This window comes from Mesorhizobium sp. CNPSo 4671 (assembly GCF_057784245.1).
The window spans coordinates 1-869 of record NZ_JBWLUW010000067.1; the positions used below are offsets into that span (position 1 = coordinate 1).

The following is an 869-nucleotide window of genomic DNA, read 5'->3' on the forward strand; positions in this document are numbered from 1 at the left end:
AGCCTTGCGCTGCAAAAACTAGAAGACCAACTCGACTGCAAGCTCGTCTTCCGTGACCCTCGCCATTTTGCGCTGACATTGCGCGGCGAACAGATTTACCAGGAATGTTCCGAGATGTCCCGGTGCGTTGACCGAATCGGCACCCTCTCGCAAGACGGGAGCGATGACGAATTCGGAGAGTTAAAGCTCAGCATGGTTACCCGGCTACAGTCCACTCTCGTGGACGAAGCACTTCGGCTCTATCACCAGAGATACCCATCTGTCACATGGCGCATCGACATCAAGACGTCGCTCGAAATCGTGCGCCAGATCTCGATGGACAAGGCTGGCATCGGCATCTGTCTTTTGACGAGGGAAATGCCGACGCTGCGATGCCGCCACTTATTTCGAGAGGATTTTGGCATATTTTGTGGTGCCGAACACCCTCTATTCGGAGTTCAGGAGGTAGATGTCCGAAGGCTTCAACAAGAGCCCTTCATCGCCTTCGATTGCGCCACTGATGGGAGCGGATTCGAGCCGATGATCTTTTTGCGAGAGGGCCTTGGTCTCGGACGTCGAGTTAGCGGATGGAGCCACGACCTCGATGAGGTGCGCCGCATGCTAATATCGGGTTTGGGCATAGGCCTATTGCCCGTTCTCACCGCCCACGATGATGTGGCCCAGGGGCGACTGTGGCCGTTGCGGCTGTTCGATGAGCCGCTCGGGGCGGATGTCTACCTCATCTCTTCCAACTTGAGCTCGCTGACCCCTCCGGAACAAAAATTTGCCGATCTGATTGATGAGCTTCTGGGCCTTTATCCCGAGATGACCTGAAGGTGTGGCACCCAGCATTGCATCATCGAGCGCCCCATCAACGTCGTATGACCTTC

At 55.8% G+C, this 869-nt stretch carries 1 protein-coding gene; it reads left to right on the forward strand.

Annotation, left to right across the window (positions count from 1 at the left end; genetic code table 11):
* Window positions 1–813 (forward strand): LysR family transcriptional regulator (locus AC04SF_RS37380; protein ID WP_488481874.1); only part of this gene is annotated, 813 nt, incomplete at its 5' end.
* Window positions 814–869: the final 56 nt, after the last annotated feature.